General features: G+C 64.8%; 18 protein-coding genes and 1 tRNA gene. 12 read left to right on the top strand and 7 right to left on the bottom strand.

All coding sequences use genetic code 11. From position 1 onward, the window contains the following. Positions 1–47: 47 nt before the first annotated feature. Positions 48–1,175 carry an ABC transporter ATP-binding protein gene (locus C8J33_RS22380; protein ID WP_132447903.1) on the top strand — a complete coding sequence of 376 codons (1,128 nt, stop codon included), beginning with the start codon at positions 48–50 and terminating at the stop codon, positions 1,173–1,175. A gap of 233 nt (positions 1,176–1,408) precedes the next feature. Here C8J33_RS22380 and C8J33_RS22385 read toward each other — a convergent pair whose 3' ends face one another. The 3 genes from C8J33_RS22385 to C8J33_RS22395 form a co-directional block, all read right to left on the bottom strand. Further along, complete coding sequence (locus C8J33_RS22385) at positions 1,409–2,500, bottom strand: D-TA family PLP-dependent enzyme (RefSeq protein WP_132665395.1); 1,092 nt, start codon at positions 2,498–2,500, stop codon at positions 1,409–1,411. A 97-nt stretch (positions 2,501–2,597) separates the two neighbouring features. Continuing rightward, the gene (locus C8J33_RS22390; RefSeq protein WP_132665396.1) at positions 2,598–4,082 is read right to left on the bottom strand and encodes a M81 family metallopeptidase; all 1,485 of its coding nucleotides are present in this window, start codon (positions 4,080–4,082) and stop codon (positions 2,598–2,600) included. A gap of 67 nt (positions 4,083–4,149) precedes the next feature. Beyond that, entirely contained in the window at positions 4,150–4,635 is a 486-nt protein-coding gene (locus C8J33_RS22395; RefSeq protein ID WP_132665397.1) for a hypothetical protein, read from the bottom strand. Positions 4,636–4,748: 113 nt separating this feature from the next. On the opposite strand from C8J33_RS22395, the gene C8J33_RS22400 reads away from it, so the two are divergent. The 6 genes from C8J33_RS22400 to C8J33_RS22425 all read left to right on the top strand — a co-directional run bounded on the left by C8J33_RS22400 (position 4,749) and on the right by C8J33_RS22425 (position 11,723). Further along, positions 4,749–5,135: a RidA family protein gene (locus C8J33_RS22400; protein WP_132665398.1), complete on the top strand. Its 387-nt coding sequence runs from the start codon at positions 4,749–4,751 to the stop codon at positions 5,133–5,135. Positions 5,136–5,181: 46 nt separating this feature from the next. Then, a complete protein-coding gene (locus C8J33_RS22405; RefSeq protein ID WP_132665399.1) occupies positions 5,182–6,045 on the top strand; it encodes a MurR/RpiR family transcriptional regulator in 864 nt (287 codons plus the stop codon). A gap of 40 nt (positions 6,046–6,085) precedes the next feature. Next, the gene (locus tag C8J33_RS22410; RefSeq protein WP_132447898.1) at positions 6,086–6,862 is read left to right on the top strand and encodes an SDR family oxidoreductase; all 777 of its coding nucleotides are present in this window, start codon (positions 6,086–6,088) and stop codon (positions 6,860–6,862) included. Between the two features lie 29 nt (positions 6,863–6,891). Continuing rightward, positions 6,892–8,814: a beta-N-acetylhexosaminidase gene (locus C8J33_RS22415; protein WP_132665400.1), complete on the top strand. Its 1,923-nt coding sequence runs from the start codon at positions 6,892–6,894 to the stop codon at positions 8,812–8,814. Between the two features lie 102 nt (positions 8,815–8,916). Continuing rightward, positions 8,917–10,356: a M81 family metallopeptidase gene (locus C8J33_RS22420; RefSeq protein WP_132665401.1), complete on the top strand. Its 1,440-nt coding sequence runs from the start codon at positions 8,917–8,919 to the stop codon at positions 10,354–10,356. Between the two features lie 155 nt (positions 10,357–10,511). Then, the gene (locus tag C8J33_RS22425) at positions 10,512–11,723 is read left to right on the top strand and encodes an MFS transporter (RefSeq protein ID WP_132665402.1); all 1,212 of its coding nucleotides are present in this window, start codon (positions 10,512–10,514) and stop codon (positions 11,721–11,723) included. A gap of 88 nt (positions 11,724–11,811) precedes the next feature. On the opposite strand, the gene C8J33_RS22430 is transcribed toward C8J33_RS22425, so the two are convergent. Next, the gene (locus tag C8J33_RS22430; protein WP_132665403.1) at positions 11,812–12,225 is read right to left on the bottom strand and encodes a hypothetical protein; all 414 of its coding nucleotides are present in this window, start codon (positions 12,223–12,225) and stop codon (positions 11,812–11,814) included. 291 nt (positions 12,226–12,516) lie between these two features. On the opposite strand from C8J33_RS22430, the gene C8J33_RS22435 reads away from it, so the two are divergent. Next, positions 12,517–12,593 (top strand) — tRNA-Pro (locus tag C8J33_RS22435). A 500-nt stretch (positions 12,594–13,093) separates the two neighbouring features. Here C8J33_RS22435 and C8J33_RS22440 read toward each other — a convergent pair. Genes C8J33_RS22440 through C8J33_RS22450 form a run of 3 tightly spaced genes read right to left on the bottom strand, consistent with a single transcriptional unit; the run spans position 13,094 to position 15,689 of the window. Further along, positions 13,094–13,870, bottom strand: coding sequence for an ABC transporter ATP-binding protein (locus C8J33_RS22440; RefSeq protein WP_132665404.1), 777 nt, complete (start codon positions 13,868–13,870; stop codon positions 13,094–13,096). After that, on the bottom strand, positions 13,867–14,736 hold the full coding sequence (locus tag C8J33_RS22445; protein ID WP_132665405.1) for an ABC transporter permease subunit: 870 nt from the start codon (positions 14,734–14,736) through the stop codon (positions 13,867–13,869). The genes C8J33_RS22440 and C8J33_RS22445 overlap by 4 nt, the downstream gene beginning before the upstream one ends. After that, positions 14,736–15,689 (bottom strand): sulfonate ABC transporter substrate-binding protein, encoded by a 954-nt coding sequence (locus C8J33_RS22450; protein ID WP_132665406.1) that lies wholly within the window; start codon positions 15,687–15,689, stop codon positions 14,736–14,738. Before C8J33_RS22450 ends, C8J33_RS22445 begins: the two co-directional genes overlap by 1 nt. A 386-nt stretch (positions 15,690–16,075) precedes the next feature. Between C8J33_RS22450 and C8J33_RS22455 the strand changes: the two genes are divergently transcribed. From C8J33_RS22455 to C8J33_RS22470, 4 genes are all read left to right on the top strand, one after another. Next, the gene (locus tag C8J33_RS22455) at positions 16,076–17,449 is read left to right on the top strand and encodes an O-acetylhomoserine aminocarboxypropyltransferase/cysteine synthase family protein (protein WP_132665407.1); all 1,374 of its coding nucleotides are present in this window, start codon (positions 16,076–16,078) and stop codon (positions 17,447–17,449) included. Positions 17,450–17,476: 27 nt separating this feature from the next. Further along, the gene (locus C8J33_RS22460; RefSeq protein ID WP_132665408.1) at positions 17,477–18,412 is read left to right on the top strand and encodes a fatty acid desaturase; all 936 of its coding nucleotides are present in this window, start codon (positions 17,477–17,479) and stop codon (positions 18,410–18,412) included. Between the two features lie 39 nt (positions 18,413–18,451). Continuing rightward, the gene (locus C8J33_RS22465; protein WP_132665409.1) at positions 18,452–19,285 is read left to right on the top strand and encodes a phosphate/phosphite/phosphonate ABC transporter substrate-binding protein; all 834 of its coding nucleotides are present in this window, start codon (positions 18,452–18,454) and stop codon (positions 19,283–19,285) included. A 109-nt stretch (positions 19,286–19,394) separates the two neighbouring features. Then, a complete protein-coding gene (locus tag C8J33_RS22470; RefSeq protein ID WP_132665410.1) occupies positions 19,395–20,417 on the top strand; it encodes an NADP-dependent oxidoreductase in 1,023 nt (340 codons plus the stop codon). Positions 20,418–20,426 lie beyond the last annotated feature (9 nt).

A 20,426-nucleotide genomic window follows, 5' to 3' on the forward strand; every position in this document is an offset into this window, starting at 1 on the left:
TTTTTCGTCCAGACCAACGCCGCCCGCTTCGGCGACCGGAGACCGATGTGATACAGCTCTTCCTCAACAAGGTGCAGAAGTTCTACGGCGACTTCGAAGTGCTCAAGGGCGTGCAGCTCGAGGTGATGAACGGCGAGTTCGTCGTCTTCGTCGGCCCGTCGGGCTGTGGCAAGTCCACGCTGCTGCGCATGATCGCCGGCCTCGATTCCACCACGAGCGGCGATATCATCATCGACGGCGTGCGCGTGAACGACCTTGCGCCGGTCAAGCGCGGCATCGCCATGGTCTTCCAGTCCTATGCGCTGTACCCGCACATGACCGTGTTCGAGAACATCGCCTTCCCCCTGCGCGTGGAAAAGATGGAGGAGAGCAAGCTCAAGGCCAAGGTCGAGAACGCTGCCCGCATCCTGCATCTCGAACAGCGCCTGCAGCAAAAGCCGGGCCTGCTTTCGGGCGGCCAGCGTCAGCGCGTCGCCATCGGCCGCGCAATCGTGCGCGAGCCCAAGATCTTCCTGTTCGACGAGCCCCTGTCGAACCTCGACGCGGCCTTGCGCGCCGATATGCGCATCGAGCTTGCCAAGCTTCACCGCGAACTCAAGGCGACGATGATCTACGTCACGCACGACCAGGTGGAAGCCATGACCATGGCCGACCGCATCGTCGTGCTGAATGCCGGCGATATCTCGCAGGTCGGTGCGCCGCTGGAGCTCTATCACAAGCCGAAGAACCTGTTCGTTGCCGGCTTCATCGGCAATCCGAAGATGAATTTCGTGCCGGTCACCTGCACGGCCGTCGGCCCCGCCGGCGTCACGGTCGAATATCAGGGCCAGACGGTCACGATCCCGGTCGCAAGCCGCGCCGATCTCGTCGGCCAGACCCTGACACTCGGCATTCGCCCCGAACACACGATGCTGACCCCCGGCGACCTCAACATCCCGATCATCCCCTCGGTCATCGAGCGGCTGGGCATCAATACGGTCGGCTATTCCAGCCTGTCGGACGGCACGCCCTATTGCGTGCTTCTGCCCGGCTCCGCACCGCTCGCCGTGGAACAACCCGTCTCCACCGGCATCATGGCGGCGGATTGCCATCTGTTCGAAGCCAATGGCGAGGCGCTGGAGCGGACGGTGGACTGGCGGAATCTGGAAATACCCGCGGCTATGACGGCGGCTTGAGGGTGTTTTGGGGAGTGTAAAGGAAGAAAAACCCTCTCTGCCCTGCCGGGCATCTCCCCCACAAGGGGGGAGAAGACTTGGGGCACTCGCTCGCTTCAACTACATGGACGCGCCTCAGGGCCGTGCAACTCGTTCAGCGTTTTCGGCAAGGACGAGCGGGGTACCCCGTATTTTCCCCCCCCTTGTGGGGGAGATGGCCGGTAGGCCAGAGAGGGTTTTTCTTTCTTAACCCCTCACCACACAAGCCCCCGCGCCGCAACATCCTCGACCCGCGTCACCACACCGTCCCGATGAAACGTCATGACATCGAACAGGTTCGACACCACGCAGGTGTGGTTCGGCACGATCAGCACCTTGTCGCCGATCTCGGGTCGGGCGCCCGTCACCCGTGACAGGTCCACCACGCCATGCTCTTCGGACAGGCCGGTGATGACCGCATCCGGGTAGTCCACAATCACGCCGTAATCCGAAAATCCGAGCAGATCCGACGTCAACGCCTTGGAGCCGGCATCGAGGACCGCGCGGTCTGGCGTCGGGCGGGCGACGACGGTGGTGAGTACCTGCATGGCGCAGTCGTCGAGGGCGCAGTGGCCGGAGCGGGCCATGGCGCGGTCGTTGTAGACGTAGGTTCCTGCCCGATGCTCGGTGGCCGAGGGCACGTGGTGGGCGGAAAACAGGCTCGGCGTTCCCCCGTGGCTGACGATCGGGCAGGGGATGCCGAGAGCCTTCAGGCTGGCGATGGCGCTGGAGAAGAAGGCTTCCACGGCCGCTTCGTCATGGGCCTTGGGGTAGGTCAGCAGACCGCCGAAGGTAAGGCCGTCGGCAGCTATGATCGCCTGTGCCAGGAACACCGCTGCCGCCGGGTCCTGCACGCCGCAGCGTCCGGCGCCGGTGTCGCATTCGACCAGCACGATCAGCGGCTTGGCGCCTGCAAAACGGGCGGAGAGGCCGGCGACCGTGACAGTGCTGTCGGCGACGACCTTGAGGCTTGCAATCCGCTCATTGAGGGCATGCAGCCGGTCGAGTTTTTCGGGCCCGAGAATGTTGAAGGTGATCAGGATATCGTCCAAGCCGGCATCCGCGAAAACCTCGGCCTCGGTGATCTTCTGGCAATTGATGCCGCGCGCGCCGGCGGCTTCCTGCGCCTTGGCGATGGCGGGGATCTTGTGGGTCTTGATGTGCGGCCGGAAGGCGAGGCCGTGGCTGTCGAGATAGGTCTGCACGCGGGCGATGTTCGCCGCCAGCCGGTCCTCGTCGATGAGGGGCAGTGGCGTCGACAGCGACAGGATGGGCTGGCCGACCTGCGGCCGGGGCGGGGTGGTCATCGGCGTCTCTCCCGGTGGTCTCGTTTTTGATGGTGCTGCATCTTCTGCCGGTTGCCCGAGGTTTGCGCAACGGGCTCTCCGATCCGCAAGCGCCGTCCTATCCCGCATCCGACGCTATCGTGGCACGTCCATACGGATCCTCGATGATCGGCCAGATCTCGCGCGAAGCTCGGCGATAGGGGGTCTTTGCCGGGTTGTTCGGGTAGGGCGAGCCGGCCGAGCAGTAGAGGATCTCGGAGGCGATCTTCGAGAAGGCGGCATAGAAGTGGTTGGTGGATTTGATCACCAGCACGTGCTTCTCGGTGGGTTCGATGCCGAGCGCGGTGAAGAGCGACGGGTCATAGCTCTGGACGCGGACAGAACTCAGGATGATGTCGATGCCATCGAGGTGGATGTGCGCGGCGTCGCCGAACGGCGCGACGCTTTCGCCGAAGCGCATCTCGGCATTGCGGACGACGCGCTTGACGGTGACGAGCCCGTCGATGGGGCTGCCGGTGCCGGGCGCGGATTTTGCGCCGAAGCGGAGCGGGATTTCGGCGCCAGCCCCAGCTGCGAGGCAGATCTGCACGGCGATCGGATCCCAGATCATGCCGACGGCGATATTGCGGGCTCCGCGCGCGAGAAGCGCCGCCAGGATGACGGTCGCATCCCCGGCCGTGCCGCCGCCGGGATTGTCCCACATATCGGCGATGACGACGGGCCCGCGCGGGTTGGCCAGCGCCCGGTCGATCGCTTCCGCCTCGTCGATCTGCGGCATCATGAAGGTTCCGCGCTTGGAGAACAGCTCGAGGCCGAGTTCGCGGGCCAGTCGTTCGCCCTTATTGGGATGTCCGTTCGTGATGGCGATGGTTTTCGTGCCCATCTCCGGCACGTCGCCGGCCATGAAGCCGTGGATGACGGAGAGGGACAGGATGTCGGGATCGTCTGCCTCCATCCGCATCAGCCGGTCCACGAAAGAGCGCATCGGCTCCCGCGAGGTCGGGAAGACGTCGATCATCCGGCAGTCGAACACGGACATGACCGGCGTCACGCGCCCTTCCAGCGTGTCCACGGCGATCCGCCAGAGGTCCTCGGCGCGATCGACGAAGTCGGTGTGGGGGAATTCCTTGAAGACGACAAAGAAATCGACGGCCGCCACGCGCTTTGCAGTGAGGTGGCTGTGGGGATCGATTTCGGCGCAGACGAGAATATCCGGGCCGACGATCTCGCGGATGCGTGTCAGGAGATCGCCTTCCGGATCGAGATAACCGTCGGCCACCATCGCGCCGTGAAGCCCCATGACCACGCCATCGACGGGCATTGCGGCCCGCAATTGGTCGAGGATCTCGTCGCGCAGGCTCTCATAGGCCTGCCGGTTGATGAGGCCGGCGGGGTCCGCCCAGGCGGCCGTGCCCTCGATCAGCGTCCAGCCTTTTTCCGCGCAGACCTTCCGTCCCACGGTGATGGGAGCGGTGCAAAGCGTCGGGGTTTCCGGATGCTGGCCCGGAGGGGCGTACAGGGACTCCTCGAAGGCGCGGCGGTCGATGCAGATCGGCGCGAAGGTGTTGGTTTCCGTGGCGAGGGCGGCGGTAAAGAGACGCAACGGGCTAGGCCCTCCGCAGGTTGGCAGGGCAAAGCGCGGATCTGCGCACCGCCCGATCGGGTGTCGCTCAGGCAGCCGGGTTCGGCAGGTAACCGGTGAAACCGCAGATCTTCCAGCGGCCCTCATGCAGGCGGCAGGTATAGAGCGTCTGCCACTGCATGACGTCGAGGCTGCCATCGGTCTTGCGGATGCCGCCCTGGAATTTCTTGCGGGCAAGAGCCGTTTCGCCCTTCACCTCGATCTCTTCGAGCGTCGTCGTTGCAAAGATCGCCTGGCGTGGGTCTTCACCATAGGTCTGGCCCTGAAAGTCGCGAGCCTGCTTCAGCCATTCGTCGCGGTAGGCGGCGAGCGACGGGAAGGCCAGGTTCCAGTCGTCGGGGTTCGGCTTGTGATTGCCGCTGATGGCGAGAAAGCCGTCCTCGACGAAATCGCCCGAGACCATCGACCAGTCCGCAGCGAGAAAGGCGTCGATGTCGCGGGGGACCAGCATCTCCCAGATGGAATGGCGCGCCTCGTCGCTCGCCGGAAAGGGATTGGCATGGGGATCACGCATGGAATAGCCTTCAATCTAAATTATTTTCATGGAAGCTCAAAAACTCTGGCCAAGTTCGGTTTTCTATGGTCCATTGTCAATCATTGACGAAAATAATTTGCACGAGGGCCGCGATGACCATCAAGCGATATGGCACTGAGAAAGCCGGTGCCGGTGGCCAGAGGTTGCCTTTCGCCCGCGCCGTGGAGGCAGCCGGCTGGCTGCATGTGTCCGGCCAGGTGGCCATGGAAGACGGCGAGATCATTGCCGGCGGCATCGTCGAGCAGACGCACAAGACCATCGCCAATGTGCTCGCCATTCTGGAAGAGGCCGGTTACGGCGTCGAGCATGTCGTGCGTTGCGGCGTCTGGCTGGACGATCCGCGTGACTTCTGGACCTTTAACAAGATCTACCAGGCAACTTTCGGCGAGCATCCGCCAGCCCGCGCCTGCGTTCAGGCGTCCATGATGGTGGATTGCAAGGTCGAGATCGACTGCATCGCCTACAAGGCGCCGGTGTAAGGAACGCGGCAGAGGTCCGCGTTAAAGGGCTTCAGGGGGAGGCGGGATGGATATCTTCACGACGATCCAGGAAGGTCGGGCACAGTTTTCGCCGTCCGAGCAGCGGATTGCCGATATTCTCCTCGGCGACTTCGAGTTCGCGGTCAACGCCTCCATCATCGAGCTTGCCGAACGTGCGGAGGTATCTCCGCCGACCGTCACCCGCTTCTGCCGCAATGTCGGCTGCCAGAGCTTTTCCGACTTCAAGGTGAACCTTGCAAAGACCGCTTTCATCGGCGTGCGCTATCTCAACCCGGAGGCGAAAAGCACCGAGCCGGCGGATGTGGCCGAGGATGTGATCACCAAGGCGCAGAACGCGCTGTTCATCATGCACCGGGCGCTCGATCCCGGGCTGCTGGACAAGGTGGCCGACCGCATTTCCCGCGCCGAGATGGTCTATACGTTCGGCTCCGGCGGCAATTCCTCGATGATCGCGACCGAGATGCAGAACCGGCTGTTTCGCCTGGGCTCCCGGGTGACGGCCAGCAACGATCACAACATGCAGCTGATGCTGACGGCCGCCGCCCGCACCAATGACGTGATCGTCGGCTCGTCCTTCTCGGGCCGCAATCAGGACCTCGCGCGCTGCTTCACGCTCGCCCGCGAAAATGGCATCACCACCATCGCGCTCACCCAATCGGATAGCCCGGTGGCGCGAGCGGCTGAACTGGTTGTCGGCATCGACCTGCCGGAGGGGGCCAACATCTTCCGCCCCACATCCACGCGCTTCGCCTTCCTCGCCGTCGTCGATGTGATCGCCAGCCTCGTCGCTTACCGCAACCGCAAGCTTTCCACAGTGACGCTGCGCCATATCAAGCAACAGTTGGTCGAACACCGCGATGGTGACGACCGCCAGATCCTCGGAGACTGACCATGCCGTGCACCTCTGCCCGTTCGAGAAGGGGTTGCCGATGAGCCGCTCGGTTGCCGTCGTGACGGGCGCTGCCGGCGATATCGGCCGTGCGATCGCCGCTCGCCTGTCCGAAAGCCATGATGTGGTCGCGCTGGTCGATATCGACGCGACAGCGCTCGACGCGGCTGCCGGCGCGCTTGGGCCCTCCGATCGCTTCGCGACCATCGTCTGCGACGTGACCGACGAGGCGAGCATTCGATCGATGGCGGAGGCCACCGCCGGCCTCGGCCTCGTGCGCACGCTGGTCAACAATGCCGGTGCCGCGCGCGCCGTCAGCCTGCACGATACGGACGGTGCCATCTGGCGGGCCGATGCGGCGCTCAATCTGGAAGCACCGTTCCTGGTGTTCCGCGCGCTGGAAGCCGCGCTGAAGGAAGCGCAGGGCTCCGTCGTCAACATTACCTCCGTCAACGGCCTCGCCGTGTTCGGCCACCCCGCCTACAGCGCTGCCAAGGCGGGGTTGATCCATCTGACGCAGTCGATTGCTGTCGAATACGGAAAGTTCGGCATCCGCGCCAATGCTGTTGCGCCGGGCACGGTTCGCACGCAGGCTTGGGAGGTGCGCGCGAGTGCCAACCCCCAGGTGTTCGAGGATGTGAAGCGCTGGTACGCGCTCCGCCGCATCGCGACGGCGGAGGATGTGGCCAATGCCGTCTTCTTCCTCGCCGGCGAGCAGGCGCGCGCCATCACCGGCGTCTGCCTCGCGGTGGATTGCGGGCTGACGGCCGGGCAGGCCGAGCTGGCGCGGACCTTTTCGCAATCCGACAATTATTGACATCACGACCGTCCAGAAGGGAAACCACCATGGCAAAGGCACATGATTTCCGGCTTGAGAATAGCTGGCACCCGATCGAGGGCGAAGACTGCGGCGGCTTCGTCTTCACGCTGTTCAATCTGTCGGACGCGCCCCTCTCAGGCTTCAAGCTCGCCTACACGTCGCTGACCCGGGTGATGGACGATCCCGCCTGCGGCAATGCCACTTTCTTGATGCGCAATGCCAATTTCCACCAGTTCGCCCCGCCGGAAGGCTTCGTGCTGGCGCCGGGTAGCAGCTGGCGCTTCACCGTGTCCGGTCTCTGGCGTCCGGCAAAGCATCGGACGGATGGTGCGAAATCCGCCTATCTGACGCTCGGTGACGGTGCCCATGTGCCTGTCGATGTGGACGATCTGCTTCTCGGCGGGCGTCCGGCGGAACCTGCACCGGACCTGTTGCCGAAGGGCGAAGTGACGGAGCCGTTCTACCTGCTTCCCTGGCCGAAGGCCGCAAGCCTCACGGCAGGGCATGCCGTGCCTGTCGCGCTCTACCCCGCGGAGGGAACGGGGGTCGAGGATCTGAAGGCGGTCAGCGCGGTGATTGCGCTTTACCGGCGTCTTTTCAGCGTGGGGCATGTGCCGCTGTCGCTCGCGCCGGTTCATGAAGGTCGCGCCTTGCACTTCCAACAGGCCGAAGATCTCGGGGCCGAAGGCTACACACTGGACTTCGCCGATGTGGTCACGCTCACGCATGGCGGCACGGCCGGCCGGCAGTACGGGCTGACGGCACTCGCCCAGATGCTGCATGGTGCCCGGACCGAAAAGGCGGTGTTCCGCTTTCCCTCAACAGGCCAAATCGCGGACGCGCCGCGCTATGTCTGGCGCGGCTGCCATCTCGATGTGTCGCGGCAGTTCTATCCGGTTGCCGATATGATCCGCCTGATCGACATTCTCGCCTGGTACCGGATGAACGTGTTCCACTGGCATCTCTCGGATGACGAGGCCTGGCGGCTGGAGATCAAGGCCTATCCGACGCTGACGACGCTCGGCGTGCTGCGTGGGCCGGACGAGCCGATGCTGCCGCAGCTCGGCAACGGTGCCGAGCCGGTCGGCGGATTTTATTCGCAGGACGACGTGAAGGCGATCGTCGCGCATGCGCTGGCGCTGCATGTCGAGGTCGTGCCGGAGATCGACATTCCCGGCCACAGCACCGCGACGCTGGTCGCCCTGCCGGAGCTTGCCGACGGGCAGGAAGCGCCCGACAGCTATCGTTCCGTCCAGGGTTTTCCCAACAATGCGCTGAACCCCGCGGTCGAGGAAACCTACGTTTTCCTTGGCAAGGTCTTCGACGAGATGGTGGCTCTCTTCCCTTCGAAGCTCCTCCATATCGGCGGCGACGAGGTGGCCTCGAACACCTGGATGGCGTCTCCACTCGCGCGCAAACTGATGGCGGATGAGGGGATCGAAGGCACGTTCGGGCTGCAGAGCTATTTCATGAAGCGCATCCAGCAGATGCTGGGGACACGCGGCCGCAGGCTTGCCGGCTGGGACGAGGTTTCCCATGGCGGTGGGGTCGATCCCGAGGGCACCCTGCTGATGGCGTGGCAGAAGCCGGAGGTCGGGGTGGAGCTGGCACGCCAAGGCTATGATGTGGTGATGACGCCGGGGCAGGCCTATTACCTCGACATGGTGCAGGACGAGGCCTTCCAGGAGCCGGGCGCCAGCTGGGCCGGCACCGTGCCGCCGCAGCACACCTACACGTACGAGGCGGTCGGAGACTTTCCGGAAGCACTGCAAGCTCGCATGCGCGGCGTGCAGGCCTGCATCTGGTCGGAGCATTTCCTCAATCGCGACTATTTCAACCACCTCGTTTTCCCCCGCCTCGCAGCGGTTGCCGAGGCCGCGTGGACGCCACGGGAGCGCAAGGATTGGCAGCGGTTTGCGGCCCTGGCGCCGTTGAGCCCGAAGCTTTAGGGGCGAGAAAGAAAGGCCCTCTCTGGCCAGAGAGGGTTTTCCTTCCTTTCTTCTTCCTTCTTTCTCCCGCCCAACCCGAAACCCATCCAAGGGCCAGACATCATGACCTTCCGTATCGCCGTCGGCGGCATCCATACCGAGTGCAGCACCTCTTCCCCGGTCCTGATGCGGCCCGAGGATTTTCGCGTTCTGCGCGGTCCCGATCTGCTGTCGGCCGAGAATTTTTCGTTTCTGCCGAATCCCGACGTTCAGCTGTTGCCACTGCTCCATGCCCGCGCCGTGCCCGGCGGGCCTCTGGCGCGCGCGACCTATGAGGGGTTCAAGGCGGAATTCCTCGATCTGCTGAAGGCGTCCCTGCCGCTCGATGGCCTCTACCTTGCCATGCATGGCGCCATGAACGTCGAGGGCATGGATGATGCGGAAGGCGACTGGATTTCGGCGGCACGCAGCGTGGTCGGGCCCGACATCCCCGTGGCGGCGAGCTACGACCTGCATGGCAACGTCACCCAGCGCATCATCGACCAGCTGGATATCTTCGCGGCCTACCGCACCGCGCCGCATATCGACACGCGCGAAACCATGGTGCGGGCCTGGTCCATGCTGGTGAAGACGCTGCAGACGGGAGAAAAGCCCGGTGTCGCCTGGGCGCCGGTGCCGGTGCTGCTGCCGGGCGAGCGCACCTCCACCGAAGACGAGCCGGCAAAGAGCCTCTACGACGCGCTGTCGCGGCACGATGCGGTGCCGGGTGTGTGGGACGCGAACCTGATGGTAGGCTATGTCTGGGCGGACGAGCCGCGCGGAACGGCCTGCGCCGTCGTGACGGGAACGGACAAGGCGGCAGCTGAAGCTGTCGCTGCCGAGATCGCGCGATCCTACTGGGAGGCCCGCGAGGCCTTCCGCTTCGGTCCCGTCACCGGGCCGCTCAAGGAGATGCTCGATATTGCTCAGGGGACGCAGACACGGCCGGTCATCCTTGCGGATTCCGGCGACAACCCCACGGGCGGCGGCGTGGGCGACCGGGCGGATGTGCTCAACGCCCTGATCGCGCGCGATTTTCAAGGCGCCGTCATCGGCGGCATCACCGACCGGCCTGCGGTGGAGGCCTGCTTTGCGGCGGGTGAGGGCGCGACCCTGCCGCTGCGGATCGGCGGCGCGCTCGATCCCGCGAGCCCTTCGGCCGAGGTTTCCGCCACCGTCGTCCGTCTCGACGACCCGGCAGGCGCTGAGGCGCGGCAGGCGGTCGTCACGGTCGGTGGCATCACGGTCATTCTCGCGGCGCGCCGACGGCCCTACCACGATATCGCCGACTTCACCCGCCACGGCATCGACCCGAAGGGCGTGCGGCTGCTCGTGGTCAAGTCCGGCTATCTCTCGCCCGAGCTTGCGCCCATCGCCCAGCCGAACCTCATGGCCCTGACGGACGGCGTCATCAATCAGGATATCGAGCGTCTGCCCAACGAGCGGCGCCGGCGCCCGTCCTATCCTTTCGACCGGGCCTTCGATTACGTGCCGGAGCCGCAGTCGTCCGCCCGCTGGAAGTAGGCGTACCTTTGCAAGGCCTCATCGCTGAAAAATAGGCAACGGCGCCTCTCGCACCGTTGCACTTGGGGTGCGGGCGTATAAGATCGTTCGCATTCTCACATTCCCGGCGATTTGCCGTCTCCTCCAGCTGGGCCGTTCTGCGCCCTGGTGTCCCCATGAGCCTATCGATCGCGACCGCCCTCCGGGACCCGTCGCTGCGCGTCAGCGCGCTTGCCATCTTCTTCTTCGGGTTCTCCGGGGCGGCGACCCAGCCTTATCAGTCGATCATCGGCATCCGCGAACTCGGGTTGACCGATAGCGGCTATGCCAGCCTGATGTTTGCGGCCGCTGCCGTCAGCGTTACGGCAAGCGTGCTCATGGGCATCTTCGCCGACCGGCTCGGCGATTACCGTACCTCCATCCTCTATGTCGCGCTGTTCGGCATCTCCGGCTTTGCGCTCGTCTACGTCTCGGCGACGATCACCGCCTTCGTCATCGCCAAGCTCGTTCTGCTGCCGGTGTTCGGCGCGCTGAACTCGCTGATCTTCGCCAATGTGCGCGCGGCCTCTGGCGGGCTGGCGCAATCGCAGCTCGTCGCGGTCAACGCCACGATGCGCGCCACGATCTCGCTTTCCTGGGTGCTGGTGCCCGGCATCGTCGGCATTGCGCTGGCGGGCTCGCAATCCATGCTGCCGGCCTATCTGATCGCGGCGCTGGCCGCCGGTGTCTGCTTCATCCTCGCCGCCTTTTACCTGCCGCGGCCTTTGCCGCTCGGGACCCGGGACGACGTTGCGCGCTACCGGGTGCTGGCCTCGCTGCGTGAGGTCGTTTCTCCGCGCGTCGCGCTACGGCTTCTCGCCATCGCGCTCATCTGCTCCATGTTGTTCGTCAACGATGCGGTGCGGTCTCTGATCATCACGGGCAAGGCCGGCGGCACGGTGCGCGACATCGGTATCGTCGTCGGCGTCGTGGCGCTTCTGGAAATCGTCTTTATCCTGTTCTGGAGCGCGGCCGAGCGGCGGATCACGTCGCTGCGCTCGCTGGTCATCGGCGCCACGCTCTATGCAGTCTACATGGCGCTGCAGGGCATGGCGACGCAGACCTGGCATATCTATGCCCAGACGATCATCAGCGGCATCGCCGCCGCCGCCATCATCAGCCTGCCGATCACCTATCTGCAGGACCTCATCGCCGACCGTCCCGGCCTCGGCAGCTCGCTGATCGCCGTCAACATGTTCCTCAGCGCCGGCATCAGCGCCGTCGTCTTTGCCGCAGGCACGCGGCTTGGGGATTACAGTTTTACGTCCATCCTCGGCGGCGTCATCGGCCTCGTGGGCGTCGTCCTGCTGGTGGTGCTGGACGGGCGCAAGGGGCGGGCGAGGGCCTGAACGGCGGTTTGCACTGAGCCGCAACGAAAAACACCGGAGCGTCGATCGCTCCGGTGTGATGTCTTGACGAAGTCTTGAGCGCGTTGGCTCAGGACGCCTTGGCGTCGGCCAGCACTTCCTCGCACCAGCTCGGGCCGCCCGGCTGGCGGCGGTCGCCGACGAGGCGAACCGAACGGATGATGTAGTCCGAGGACACCGTAAGCTGTACCGAGCAGCTGAGATATTCGGTGCGAGCCGGTGACGTCTGCTTGCCGCGCGAGCCGTCCGCCTTCTTGGCGTAGGTCGCGGGAACCTTGCGGTTGCGGTAGCCGCCCTTCCACGAATAGAGCGTATCGCCGCCGCTCTGCACGTCGGCGATCGGCGGGCCGAACTGGGCGAAGAAGATGCCGGCCGGCTGTCCGGCCCAGCGGGCTTCGACCGCGTTCTGCTGCATTGGTGCAATGGTCGTGCATCCGGCAAGTACCAGCGCAAGGCCGGCAGCCGCGAAAACCCGCAAGGTCATATATCGTCCCCTTCGAAAGATCCTGAAACCGGACGCCCTGCCGCCTGCCGCCAGCCCCGTGCCGACATCGAGGCGCACCGCCCGTTCGCTCACGCCTCTAGCGCCAATCGTGTTCAAAGAAAATCGGTCGGACCCTGCCGATGCGCAATAATTTCCAAGCGTTGCCGAAAATCTCTATCACCCGCCACGCCACTTGGGCTCTGCGACATCATCCTGTCAAAAACTGACCTGAACCGATGATTTGCCGCTTGTGGAATGAAAAACGCTGTTCTATAGAAACGCCGCTGGTCACGGAGTGTAGCGCAGCCTGGTAGCGCACCACGTTCGGGACGTGGGGGTCGCAGGTTCAAATCCTGCCACTCCGACCAGCCAAAAAATGGCTTTCCCGAAGCCGAACTTTTCTTTCCAATTATCGGATTGTTTTTTACCGGGCGCTTGCCGCCGTTTCGGCTGACCCCTTGCTCATTTAATTGTTCAGATCAGTGTTTCAAAGCCTCAGAGTCCACAGGACTATCCGGACGCGTCAGACCGGTAAACGATCCATCAGACCAAAAGCAGCACCGGGGCGGACACGGTGATGAGCGCAGCGCCGGCGGCGACGATGATCTTGAGAAGGCTGGCGTCGAAGGACATTTTCTGCTGCTCGGTCATGCTTCACTCCCACCGCTTGTCTTATGATTTTTATGACGAGGTAACGCGCAAGGTCGGGAGAATGTTTCGAGGAGTTGGTGCGTTCCGGAGCGATTGCTTGGCGTGCCGCAACGCGCTTTTCATGACCGAGCGCCCCACCTGTGTGTATTGCCGTCGGACAAGACGGCAATGCCCCGTTTAGAGCCTTTACGGTGAACTCCGGTTCACCGTAAAGGCGTCAGACCGCCTCCAGAATCCGCCGTTGCAGATCCACCGCACGCGGATCGGCCAACTCCCGGCGGGGACGGTCGAGGTCGATATCGATGTCCAGCGCGACGGCGCCTTCGCGCAGCACGACGACGCGGTCGGCTAGTGCCACGGCTTCCGCGACGTCATGGGTGATCAGCACGGTGGTGAAACCGCGCGCAGTCCACAGGGTTTCGAGAAGGCGGTGCATCTCGATGCGCGTCAGGGCGTCGAGAGCGCCGAAGGGCTCGTCGAGCAGGAGGATGCGCGGCTGGCTGACGAGGGCGCGGGCGAGCGCCACGCGCTGTTTCTGCCCACCGGAGAGCACGCTCGGCCAGTCGTTTTCCCGGCCTTCGAGGCCGACATCCCGCAGTGTGGCGCGGGCCGTTTCCTGCCAGTCGGGCCCGCGAGCGATGCCGACATTTTCCCCCACGCGCTGCCACGGCACCAGTCGGGCTTCCTGGAAGAGGAGGCGCACATCGGGATTGAGTCCTTCGACCGTCTCACCGCCGATGGCGACGGTGCCGGAGGTCGGTTTGTCCAGCCCGGCGATGAGGCGCATCAGCGTGGACTTGCCGCCGCCCGAGCGGCCGACGACGGCGAGGAACCGGCCGGCGGGCACATCCAGCGAGAACTTCTCGAGGACGCTCAGCGCGCCGAAGCGCTTTTCCACGTTCGACAGCGACAAAGGCAGGCCGTTGACCGGGGTTGCCGGCTGTCTCGTTTCCAGTCGTTGTGCCGTATGGGAAGATTTCAGTGCGAGGGTCATGGCGTTCCCTTTTCCTGGCCCTGATAGGCCGGATGCCAGGAGAGGACGCGCCGTTCGATGGCGCGCGTGGCGAGATCGGCGACCTTGCCGAGCAGGGCGTAGACGATGATGCCGAGCAGCACGACGTCCGTCTGCAGGAACTCGCGGGCGTTCATGGTCATGTAGCCGATGCCGTTGGTGGCCGAGATGGTTTCGGCAACGATCAGCGTCAGCCACATGAAGCCGAGCGCGTAGCGCAGGCCGACGAGGATGGAGGGCAGGGCGCCGGGCAGGATGATGCGCAGGATCATGGCGCGGCGATTGAGCCCGTAGACCTCGGCCATCTCCACGACCTGCGGGTCGATGGTGCGCACGCCGTAGAAGGTGTTCATGTAGATCGGAAAGAACACGCCGACGGAGACGAGGAAGATCTTCGCCGTCTCGCCGATGCCGAACCAGAGGATGACGAGCGGGATGAGCGCCAGATGCGGCACGTTGCGCACCATCTGGATGGTGCTGTCGAGGAAGGTTTCCGCCGGCCGCCACAGGCCGTTGACCACGCCCAGCACAAAGCCGATGCCGCCGCCGATGAGGAGGCCGATCACCGCGCGCTGGGTGGAGGCAAGCGTGTGGTAGAGAAGCGAGCCATCGAGCAGCAGCCGCCAGAAGGCGGCGGCGACCGACGTCGGCGCGGGAATGAGGCGGGCGGTGACGAGGCCGCTGCGCGAGGCGATCTCCCAGAGGATGAGGATCGCGATCGGCAGCGCCCAAGGCGCAAGGCGTTGCCAAAGGACGCTGCCCGTTCCGGAAGCCCTGTCCGAGACCGGGTTTTTCCGCGTCGCATTCGAGGTGTCGTTTTTAGATCCGGCGAGCGAGGCTTCCGCCATCAGGCGCCACCCTTGCGGACGTTGTCGGCAATGACGATCGGTGCGGGGATGAGGCCGAGCGTGTGGAACGTATCGGCAATCGCCTGTTGCTGAGCGACGACGGCTTCGCTGAGCGGGGTGACGCCGAAGGACTGGCGTTCGAGCGCGATGGCGAGGACATCGCCGGGAATGCCGACGATGGGGGCGAGTTCCTGTGCGGCCGTTGCGGTGTTCGCCTTTGCCCACTGGTCGATCTCGCCGATGGCGGCGATCGTGACGTCGAGCGCTTCGGCATGGGCGTCCACGAAGGTCTTGGTGCTCAGATAGAACTGGTGGTTCGGCACGAGGTTTTCGCCGTTGCGCAGGGTGCGTGCGCCGATCGCGGCTTCGGCGGCGGCCTGGAAGGGATCCCAGATCACCCAGGCATCGACGGCGCCCTGTTCGAAGGCGGCGCGGGCATCGGCCGGCGGCAGGAACGAGGTCTTGATATCGGTATAGGCAAGGCCTGCGTCTTCCAGCGCCTTGACCAGCAGGAAGTGGACGTTGGAGCCCTTGTTCAGCGCGACGTTCTTGCCCTTCAGGTCGGCGACCGTCTTGATGGGGCTGTCGGCGGGCACGAGGATGGCTTCGCCGCGGGGTGCCGGCGGCTCGTGGGCGACGTAGACGAGAGGCGCGCCGGCGGCCTGCGCGAAGATCGGCGGCGTCTCGCCGGTCGAGCCGAAATCGACGGCGCCAACGTTCAGCGCTTCCAGCAATTGCGGCCCGGCCGGGAATTCGGACCATTCCACGGTGTAGCCGATCGCCTCCAGCTTCTCCTCCAGAATGCCCTTGCCCTTCAGCAGCACCAACGTGCCGTATTTCTGATAGCCGACGCGAATGACCTTGTCGGCGGCGCGGGCAGGCAGGGTGCCGAGAAGGGGAAGAAGCGTCGTGCCGGCCAAAGCGGCGGTGAGGGAACGTCTGGTGATCAGCATGAGATGTGCTCCGTCGCAGGTCCGAAAGTCCCGAGGGTCGGGCCCCGGAAAATGAGTAGGTCTGTAGACTAAGCGTGGAGCCCGCCGATGACAGATATCGCATGCTCTTTTTCACGGCCTCGCGAGCATGTGTTTGTGCCGATGCGAGCGCTTACGCAAAGCATCGACCATGATCGGCCGTAGAGCGTTCAAGGACGCGCGGCGGGTGGCCGTCCGGCCGGCACCGTTTCGCCGGAAGGCCGCGCTTGAGAAAGCAATTTCACATATGCGCGAAAAAATAGTCTATTAAAACTGTGTATTTTTAGGCCTGCGTCTACGCTGTCTCCATCGGCATCCCGATCCCATCCGACTTCCCCATCCCATCGACTTCCCATGGAGACAGCGTCATGACGATCCACCAGCCACCAGACGTCGCAGAACAGCAGGGCGTGTGCCAAGCACCGAGCGTGCCGACGGGCGCACCGACCTTCAAAAGCCGGCACCCGGAGACGCTGGCGCTGCATGGCGGCAGCTTCCGGTTCGATCCGACGACCGGTGCCGTGGCGGTGCCGATCTACCAGACGTCGTCGTTCCAGATCTCCAACACGGAAACGGCCGACAAGCTTTTTGCGCTCGAAGCCCCCGGCCATCTTTATTCCCGCATCTCCAATCCCACGCAGGATGCCTTCGAGCAGCGGCTGGCCGAAATCGAAGGCGGTGCTGCGGCGCTGGCCGTTGCCTCGGGCCAGGCGGCGTCCGCCTATTCCATCCTCAATCTCGCCCGTCACGGCGACAACATCGTCAGTGCCGCAGGCCTCTACGGCGGCACCTGGGCGCTGTTTGCCGCGACGCTGAAGAGCTTCGGCATCGAGACCCGCTTCGTGGATGCGACGGATCCGGAGGCTTTTGCGCGTGCGACCGACGACCGGACGCGGGCCTATTACGGGGAATCCCTGCCCAATCCGAAGCTGGAGGTGTTCCCGATCGCGGAGGTCGCGGCCGTTGGGCGCCGCTTCGGCATTCCGCTAATCGTGGACAATACAGCGGCCCCGCTGATCATCCGCCCGCTGGAGCACGGTGCGGCCATCGTGGTCTACTCCACTACCAAATATATCGGCGGCCATGGCACCTCGATCGGCGGGGCGATCATCGATGGCGGCACTTTTCCCTGGCGGGACCTCGCGGAGCGGCATCCCAACCTCAACGAGCCCGACCAGAGCTATCAGGGCAAGACCTGGATCGAGAAGGCGGATGCGATCGGCTTCCACCCCTACATCCTGCGCGCGCGTGCCGTGCTGCTGCGCGACCTCGGGGCCGCCATCAGCCCACAAAACGCGTTCAACCTGATCCAGGGTCTGGAGACGCTGCCGCTGCGCCTGCGTCAGCACAATGACAATGCGATCAAGGTGGCCGATTTCCTCCTCTCCCACCCCAAGGTGGAGACGGTGATCTTCCCGAAGTTCCAGACGGGTCAGGCACGCGAAAGGGCCGAGGCCTACTTTGTTCCGGGAAGCTATGGCGCGCTTGTGGGCTTTGAGCTGAAGGGCGGCCGCGAGGCGGGGCGCCGGTTCATCGATGCGCTGACGCTCTTCTATCATCTTGCGAATATCGGCGATGCCCGGTCGCTGGCCATCCATCCCTCGACCACCACGCACTCGCAACTGAGCGTCGAGGACCAGCGGGCGGCAGGTGTGACCCCTGGCTATGTCAGGTTGTCGATCGGCATCGAGCATCCCGACGACATCATTGCCGATCTGCGCCAGGCGATCGACGCGGCCTGAAAATCAAGCAACCAGCAGGGGATACCGATGACCGAGACTGCCACGCACAGCTTCACGCCACCACCCGCCTCCCAATCGGCAAGGGTGGAATGGCCGACGGTTCTTCTCGCCGTCGGCATCCACGGAGGCTTTCTGGCGGTGACGTGGTGGTGGGCGGTGCTGCCGCTGCCGCTGGTGGTCGTCATCGGCGGTTTGTTGATCGCGTGGCACGCCTCGCTGCAGCATGAGGTCATCCATCATCACCCGACACGGAGCCGGCGTATCAACGATGCGATCGGCTCCGTGCCTTTGTCTCTCTGGCTGCCCTATCCGATCTACAAGGACAGCCATCTCGACCATCACCGCGACGAGTTCCTGACCGACCCGGTGGAGGATCCGGAATCCTCCTATTTCACGCAGGCCATGTGGCTGAGCCTTGGGCGTACGGGCAAGCGGCTGGCGCAGTGGAACCTGACGCTGCTCGGGCGGCTGACGATCGGGCCCGCGGTGATGCTGGCGAGCTTCCTGGCCGGCGAGGCGCGCCGCGTCTGGCGCAACGAGGCCGGCCGCCGGCGCATCTGGGCGCTACACGCGCTGGGGGTGGCGGTCGTCCTCACCTGGGTCGTCGCCGTCTGCGGCATGCCGTTCTGGCTCTACTTCTTCGGCTTCGTCTATCCCGGTGCGGCCATCACCCGGCTGCGCTCCTATGCCGAGCACCGCTTTGCCGAGGCGGAGGCGGAGCGCACGGCGATCGTCGAGAACAGCCGCATCTTCGGGCCGGTCTTCCTGTTCAACAACCTGCATGTGCTGCATCACCGCAAGCCGGGTCTTCCCTGGTATCGCCTGCCGGCCATCTACCGGCGCGACCGGGAAGCCCTGGTGGCGGCGAATGGCGGTCTGGTCTACAACGGCTATCTCGATGTCGCCCGCCGCTTCCTGCTGCGCCCGCACGATCGCATCACGCATCCGCATCATTCCGTGTGAGGCGGGGATGACGTGAGGTCATCCATTCGAAGGGAGCCTATGCCGCAGATCTCGAATGTCGCGCCGCGTCTCGCCAGCCTTGCCATGTATGCGAACCCGGAACCCGTGGCGGCGGCCACGGCAAAGCTCTGGCAGTATCTCCGCGACAGGCTTCGTGCCGAGGGGCTCGCTGGCGTGCCCGAGGCGCTTTCGACTCTGCCTTATGACGAGGCCTGGCTGCGGCCGGATCTGCTGCTGGCGCAGACCTGCGGCTTTCCCTTCGTCAGCCGGCTACAGGGCAAGGTGCGGCTGGTCGCGACGCCGGTCTATCGCCATCCCGGCTGCGACGGGCCGGATATGTGCAGCTTTCTTATCGTTCGCAGCGATAGCGAAGCGACCGCGCTGATCGAGCTGAAAGGTGCCCGCGCTGCCATCAACCAGCCGGACAGCAATTCGGGTGCCAATCTCTTCCGCGCGATGGTCGCGCCGTTGGCAAGGGACGGCCGCTTTTTCGGTGCTTCCCTCCAGACCGGCAGCCATGCCGCCAGTATCGACGCGGTGCGCGAGGGTGCCGCGGATATCGCAGCGATCGATTGTATCACCTACGCCAACATCCTCCGCTTCGACCCCCGACGCCTTTCCGGCATTCGGGTGCTTGGCGAGACGATGAAGGGGCCGGGCCTGCCGCTGATCACCCGCCTGTCCGCGCCCGATGCGGAGGTCGCGCTTATCCGGCGTGTGCTTGATGCCGCCGCGACCGATCCGGCTTTAGAGGCAGTGCGCGATCACCTCGGGCTTATCGGTTTTGCTCGGCTTGAGGATGCGGATTACGAGCCGCTGGCGGTTCTTGCCGATGGCGCGCGGGTCCTCGGCTATCCCGTGGCGGGCGCATGAGGTGACGTGAAAACGTTGCACCTTCGGCTTGACGGCCTATGTCAGAGCCTGACAATCGGTGGACGTTCCGCCGATCCGCCGCGTTGGCGGAGACAGCGAGGAAGACGATATGACAGACCTTACCAACACACGGATCACGCTGGCCCGCCGGCCACAGGGCGCGCCGGTGGCGGAGGATTTCCACATCGAGCAGGTGTCCGTCCCCCAGCCATCCCAGGGCGAAATCCTTCTGAAAGTTCTGTATCTCTCGCTCGACCCCTATATGCGCGGGCGGATGAGCACGGCAAAATCCTATGCCAAGCCGGTCGAGATCGGCGGTGTGATGGAGGGCGGCACGGTGGCCGAGGTGGTCACCTCGAACCATGCCGATTTCAAGCCCGGCGACATCGTGCTTTCCCATTCCGGCTGGCAGTCCTACGCGCTGTCCGATGGCAAGGGCCTGCGCAAGCTCGACCCGGATGCGGCGCCCGTCTCCACGGCCCTCGGCGTTCTTGGCATGCCGGGCTTTACCGCCTATGCCGGACTGCTCACCATCGGTCAGCCTAGGCCGGGCGAGACGGTGGTCGTGGCCGCCGCCAGCGGTGCCGTCGGCTCCGTCGTCGGCCAGATCGCCCGGATCAAGGGCGCGCGCGCCGTGGGCATTGCCGGCGGCCCGGACAAATGCGCCTTCCTGCGGGACGAGCTGGGCTTCGATGTCGCGGTGGATCACCGGGCACCGGATTTCGCCGAGCAGCTGAAGGCCGCATGCCCCGATGGCATCGACGTCTATTTCGAGAATGTCGGCGGTCACGTCTTCGAGGCGGTGTTCCCGCTGCTCAACACCTATGCGCGGGTGCCGGTCTGCGGCCTCATCGCGCATTACAACCAGGACGGACAGGCACCTGCCGGCCCGGATCGTCTGCCGGGCTTCATGCGCCAGGTGCTCAGCCGCAGCCTGCAGATCCGCGGTTTCATCCAGACCGAGTTCAGCGACCAGCGCGACAGCTTTCTGAAGGAGGCTGCCGGCTGGATCGCCGATGGGCGGCTGCGCTACCGCGAGGACGTCGTCGAGGGGCTGGAGAACGCGCCGCAGGCCTTCATCGGGCTTCTGGAGGGCCGCAACTTCGGCAAGCTGGTCGTCAAGGTCGTCTGAGCGCCAACG

The sequence above is a fragment of the Rhizobium sp. PP-CC-3G-465 genome (assembly GCF_004343445.1).
In the GTDB taxonomy this organism is placed as follows: Bacteria; Pseudomonadota; Alphaproteobacteria; order Rhizobiales; family Rhizobiaceae; genus Ferranicluibacter; species Ferranicluibacter rubi.